General features: G+C 57.7%; 4 protein-coding genes and 2 pseudogenes. 2 read left to right on the forward strand and 4 right to left on the reverse strand.

Translation table 11 applies throughout. The features are described 5' to 3' along the window. From WCA53_RS15995 to WCA53_RS16005, 3 genes and pseudogenes are all read right to left on the reverse strand, one after another. A pseudogene (locus WCA53_RS15995) lies at window positions 1–588 on the reverse strand (Replication protein O); the annotation flags it as partial. 352 nt (window positions 589–940) lie between these two features. Further along, a complete protein-coding gene (locus tag WCA53_RS16000) occupies window positions 941–1,903 on the reverse strand; it encodes a ParB/RepB/Spo0J family partition protein (RefSeq protein WP_423912222.1) in 963 nt (320 codons plus the stop codon). 2 nt (window positions 1,904–1,905) lie between these two features. Continuing rightward, window positions 1,906–3,303, reverse strand: a complete 1,398-nt coding sequence (locus WCA53_RS16005; RefSeq protein ID WP_423912226.1) for a ParA family protein — start codon at window positions 3,301–3,303, stop codon at window positions 1,906–1,908. A 995-nt stretch (window positions 3,304–4,298) separates the two neighbouring features. On the opposite strand from WCA53_RS16005, the pseudogene WCA53_RS16010 reads away from it, so the two are divergent. Both WCA53_RS16010 and WCA53_RS16015 read left to right on the forward strand, forming a co-directional pair. Then, window positions 4,299–4,463: pseudogene (locus WCA53_RS16010) on the forward strand (GlxA family transcriptional regulator); the annotation flags it as partial. A 101-nt stretch (window positions 4,464–4,564) separates the two neighbouring features. Further along, window positions 4,565–4,768 carry a hypothetical protein gene (locus WCA53_RS16015; RefSeq protein ID WP_423912233.1) on the forward strand — a complete coding sequence of 68 codons (204 nt, stop codon included), beginning with the start codon at window positions 4,565–4,567 and terminating at the stop codon, window positions 4,766–4,768. A gap of 96 nt (window positions 4,769–4,864) precedes the next feature. On the opposite strand, the gene WCA53_RS16020 is transcribed toward WCA53_RS16015, so the two are convergent. Continuing rightward, on the reverse strand, window positions 4,865–5,561 hold a 697-nt coding region (locus tag WCA53_RS16020), incomplete at its 5' end, for an alpha/beta fold hydrolase (RefSeq protein WP_423912230.1).

Here is a 5,561-nt window from a genome sequence, read left to right on the forward strand (position 1 = left end):
TGGTTGTCTCTTTTGATTCTTAGGGAATAGATCCTTATATATAGCACCGTCTGCCACCGTGGCACACGGGGGCATAAAAGTTGAAGACTCTGTGGAGTCGGCCGGTGGATTCGTGAGCGTGATCGGCGCTTCCTTCGCGTCGGAGGGGCGCGTCAGATAGCCGAGGACGATTGCGGACCGCTCCGTTAGATGAAGATAGGCACGACCGAATAGCCCAGCGGCGCCATACCGTTTTTGCGGGGCGCGTTCGATGAGTCCCGCCTCTTCGAGATCGTCGAGACTTCGGTAGAACGTCCGCATCGATTGCATGGATCGGCCCGTCAACAGTTCACGCCGGGCAAAAATGGCCGCGTACGGATTGTTGGCGTCGACGGTTCGTGCGAGGGCGGCCAGGACTGCCCGGGCGCGTGCCGGAAGATCGGGGAAGTTCGCGGCGCGATGTGCTGCGCGAAACACCACCCATGGAAGATTTGATTGACCCGCGAGGAAATCATCCAGAACGGTTTGATCCGCCTCTGTCGTTTCTGAGGGTAAGTCGAGAGGATGCAAATCCCCCTCGCCAGCAACAAAAAGTTGCGCGATAAGCATGTCACACGTCCATTTCTTCAAAATGGAAGAGAAACGCTTGACTGCCGATCGCTATCCGCTACACTTCGAGGTGTTGGGCCTTTATCCGATTCCCGTCGGAGAAATGCAGCGGTGGGCAAGCGACAGCGAAGCCCGGTTACTCAAAAGCCTTCGGTTCCCGCCGAAGGCTTTTGTTTTTGTGGCGCCGATATCAATTCATGGTCGTCTTTTTACCAGTTCGCTAAGTTGCTGATTTGAAAGGGTTCCCTAGAAGGGAGTAAGACCCGATACAAGCAAGGAGTGCTTTGCTTGTATCGGGTCTATTGCTAAGTCATTGATTCTATTCAGTTCCCTACTAGGGGCCGGTCGGGAATCAGTGTTTATTGAGTTCCGCTTCAATAAACGCATGAATCCGCTCGGCCCACTGTTCCGTCTCACCCGCTTCGTTCCCCGAAAACGCAACGCCGATTACGCCGTTGCGCGCCGAGATTTGACATATCTTGCGGGCGCCCCGCTTAACAACCAGTGGTTGATGAGCGTTTTGGGAGGGCCTTGCCGGCCTCGTTGCGGCAACGGCCTGGGCCTGTGTGAAACTGTCGTCGCTGATCAAGCGTTCGATTGCGGACTTGACCTTCTCTTGGCGCCCTTCCGATACCGCCTTCGCCATTTGTTCGGCCGCGTTGCTTCCCAGACGCTCTGGTCGAGTCGATAGCAACTCCTTGCACTCATCGGGAAGCAAATCGAACTTCATGATCCGCCCGACGTGCGAGTCGCTGATTCCAGCGGCCTTCGCCAACTCTTCCTTCGTTATGCCGGTTGAATCCTGTAGCGATTTGAAGCCCCAGAACTTTTCAAAGTCAGAAAGAGTCGGCGATAACAAGTTGGAAAAGAAGGCGGCATACTCAACCATCGATGCATCGATATCCAGGACGATGCCGTCGATCTCAGTCCGGCCAAGCTCCCGGTACGCTGACGCACGGTTGTGTCCAGCGATGATGTCGTAGTCGCCATCCGGCCTCTCTCTAACCGTAATCGGCTGAGCCAGCGGATACGTTGCCAAATTTGCTTTCAATTCGGCGTATTCCGCCGGCGCTAGCCGACGACGGCGGCCAGGAACTTCGTGCAGCTTGCTTAGCGGAATCTTGCCGGGAGCACGTTGCTCCAGCGCCTTCTTGAGCTTGTCGATTTCCGCCTGCTGGCTGTGAACGCGTCCCTGAAGACCGATCAGTTGACCGGGAGCCGTTCGCGGCGCGACCGGCTCAGAAGGGCCGTCGTCCAGATCGTCGTCGAGCCGAATGCCCGCTGCCTTAGCCTTTTGTTTCGCTGCCGTAGACATGTCTACTCCTTGTCCCAGAGGTAACAAACCTTGCTGTCGATCAGATCCACGACTTGATCGTAGGGCACACGAATCCTGCGCAGCGTCGCTGCGTTGCCGTCATAGTTCGGGAAGTCGTACACCGTCGAAAAATCGTTGGTGGTTGTCCGGGCGAGGTCGGTCTCCGGTATCTCGACCGGAAGTACCCTTTCGCCGTAGGTCGTAATCACCCAGTCACGGACGATCGACGCATTGGCCTTGTTGGGCATTCGCGTAACCAGGATGTCGATGAAGTCGAAAACCTTCGCTTCGTCGGCGGATTCGCCAAACTGCTTCATGCCTGAAACCATGTCGGAAAAATGCGACCAGAACTGCACCATCGACGCGAAGGAGAGCGTGTCCGGCATCACTGGAACGATTACCCCGTCGGCCGCGAAGAGGGCGTTGATCGTCAAATAACTCAGCGTAGGTGCCGTGTCGATGATGATGTAGTCGTATTCTTTCTTCAGATCTTTCAGACCGTCGTTCAAGACGTTCCAGAACTTCGCGCTCGGCGACGCATGGACTCGTGCCGGGAGCATGAACTCTGCATTGAACAGATCAGTAGACGACGGGATCAGATCCAGGTTTTGCCAGTAAGTCTGCATGGGCAAACCCTTCATGCTGAAGGTTTCGCCGCTGACGTAGGCTTCGATCAAGGGCAAGATAGTCTGCTCGCCGTTGATCTCTGCGTGCGGATTGATCCCATAGAGCGTGGTCGCGCTGCCTTGCGGGTCCATGTCTATATGCAGGACGCGCCGCCCGTGCCGTAGCGACAAACCTTGCGCCAGCACCATTGAGGTGGTGGTCTTGGTTACGCCGCCCTTGAAATTCCCAATGGCGATGACCTTGCCGTCTTTCCCTTCTGGTCGCTGCCTTGGCTTGCGTTCCGCGCGCACCCACTCTATGGTTTCACTCAGCGTGAACTGGCGGGCAGCACCGGCCTTTTCTTGCGTGCCTTGCGGCAGTTCGCCTTTCTTGATCAGATAGGAAAACCGCGCTTTATCAATGCCGCAAAGCTCCTGCAGTTTTCCACTCGGGAAAACCGGCGCAACCTTTCGTGGGAATGGCTGGAGCATCTGAGTGCGAATTCGCTCGAGCATCTTGGCGGATCGAGCCGCCAGGTTGACGAGGTCGTCCGGCGTCACCTCGATGGGTGGCGTCGAGAGGTTTATATCCATGCGTTCATTCCCGGTTGCGCTTGTTCTACCAAAAACGTGGATTCTCCCAGAAAAGGTAGAACCGACGCTAAGGCGAAGACTAAGAGGTATACCGAGTAAACGCAAGTAAACTTTGCCGCATGTCATCGGCCGCAAAGCCACACCGTGATTGGGCGAGGAGCTAAAACTTGAAGAAAGACTTGAGCAAGTGCCGGTGCGCATGCGGCAGGTATGCGGTAGAAATTCCCGGCGACTCGCCCATTCATCTCGAAATTTTGAAGTATTAACGCCCCGCTCGGTCAGCCCACCCGGGTTCAGGAATCCAGGTGTTATCTATCTAGCCGCTGTGTTGCGCCGCCGGCATGTCGGTAGCGCAGCGACACAACGCCGGACATCGTCGACGTTTTCCAGCGTGTATCGGGTGCGTATGACGACTCCGATGGATGTCGGGCGAGTAGTACTCATCGAATTCTTTCGAACCGTTGGATATCAATCGGCCACGAAAAAATGCAGAAGTACCTGCTCAATGCGCGCGCCACTGGCGCCGAGCCGGCGAGCGTGCAATAAGCAAGGTTTGCCACGAGAACGTGTCGATTGGCTTCGAGATTGCCGGGCTCAGTCATCGCAGGGACAGGACCGAAGAGTCCCGAAGCCTGAATCAGGTTGCCATCGAGTTGAGTGATTCTTTCTGCCGTAGCAGGGTGGCGCGGCCGCGATTGCGAGCGCCAGCGCCGGTCGAAGCGGATCGGGTTGCAAATCAGTGGCCTACGCCCGGTATCGTGAAACAACCTTAACTTCAGAGGGACGCCGCCAACCGCTTATCACATAAGGCAGAGCGGAACAAAAACCATAATGTTCCACGGGAATAACGCTGCGCCGCGCCGGCCAACCCCATCGCTCTGGTCAAATTCGATACGCAAGCCGGAACGTGATCAAGATGTAGCAATAAATACGTAATGTGTAGTCAAGATACGATCTTCTCGTTCCCGGCGCAGGCGAAAGAATGAATGGCAGCTTCTGTCTCGTGGAAGCGCAAACGCGCGCCGAGGTCGACGTGGTTAGTCGCGGAAATCATTTTCTTCGATGTCGGCTTATGGGATAAGGGCCGGCATTACCGGTTTTTAGCGCGTTGGTTAATGCGCCCAGCGTGTGACAGACTCTCCGGGAGCGACAGCGCCACGCTCCTCGGATCATCATCGCCTCACCGAAACCCGCTTATGCCGCCGAACCCCATCGAGCCCAAAAACCACAAGGCTGACGGACTGCACGATCTGCGCGTGAGGAAGTATGGATTTCTGCTCCTCGACAATTTTTCGCTGATCGCTCTGGGCGCCGCCGTCGATCCATTGCGGATTGCAAACATGATCGTCGGGCGGCGGGTCCGGGTGCGCCTGGAAGATACGCCCAAGTTCAAGGCGCTCGAGATATCGCGCCACGTAGCGCGTGCGCCGGTCACGGAATTGCTGAGCGTGCATCGACCCGCGTGCGGTACAGCGGTTTCGCGTTCCGTTTCAATGCGGCCAACGCGTTGTTTGGCGGTACCGCGCCATTCGTTGCGACGTGGTTGATCCACGCGACGGGCAACAAGCTGGCCCCGGCCTGGGATCTCATGGGCGCGGCGGGCGTCGCACTGGTGGCGATGCTCGCGAGTCGCGAGACGTCGCGCGGACCGCTTGCTGATCACTGAATCACAGTTGATTGAACTCGGACCCCGTTCGTTTCGATCGGTTTCGGCGGGGCTGACAGACGCGGGCGGAGCCGATCCTTTTACCCCGGGGGTGCGTCACTTGCCGACCAAGGCCCGCAAGTGCGCGATGACTGCATCCGCGACGTCGTCCGGTGCTTCGCGCAAGGGAAAATGCCCCACGCCGTCGAACACTATGCGTCGGTATCCACCGGTGAAATGCCTTTCCAATCCCTCCGACAAAGCCGGTTCATCGCAGAAGTCGGCGCCGCCCTGAATCATCAATGTGGGCGTGGAAAGGGCATCCATGCCTCGCAATCTTTCCGATAATTTGCCATACCCCGGATCCGATGCTTCGCCGTCACGCCAGCGCCGCCGATATCCGTTGAGCGTGACCCGGATCCAGTCGGGGTTATCGAATGCGGCGGCGGAGAGCGCGAATTCTTCATCGTCGAACCAGCCTGGCGGCGACCACGTGTCCCACTGCAAGCGGGCGAAACCCTTTGGGTCGGCGGCGACCGCGGCGGGGCCACCATCGAGCGCCATGAACCATTGATACCAGAACTTTCGCGCCTGTGAAAAGCCGGGTAAAGCGAACGTTCCGTTTGGCTGGAACGCGAGTGCGAGTGCGGCAATGCGCTCGACACGGCCCGGAATGAGCGCCGCCAGCGTGTAAGCCGCCCGAGCGCCCCAGTCGTGGCCGATTACGCTGAACCCATCGATGCCGATGGCATCGGCCAGATCGATCGCGTCCTGGGCGAGCGCCACCGCTGAACCGTCCCGCACGGTGTCGGGC

Source organism: Caballeronia sp. (assembly GCF_049581465.1).
GTDB lineage: Bacteria > Pseudomonadota > Gammaproteobacteria > Burkholderiales > Burkholderiaceae > Caballeronia.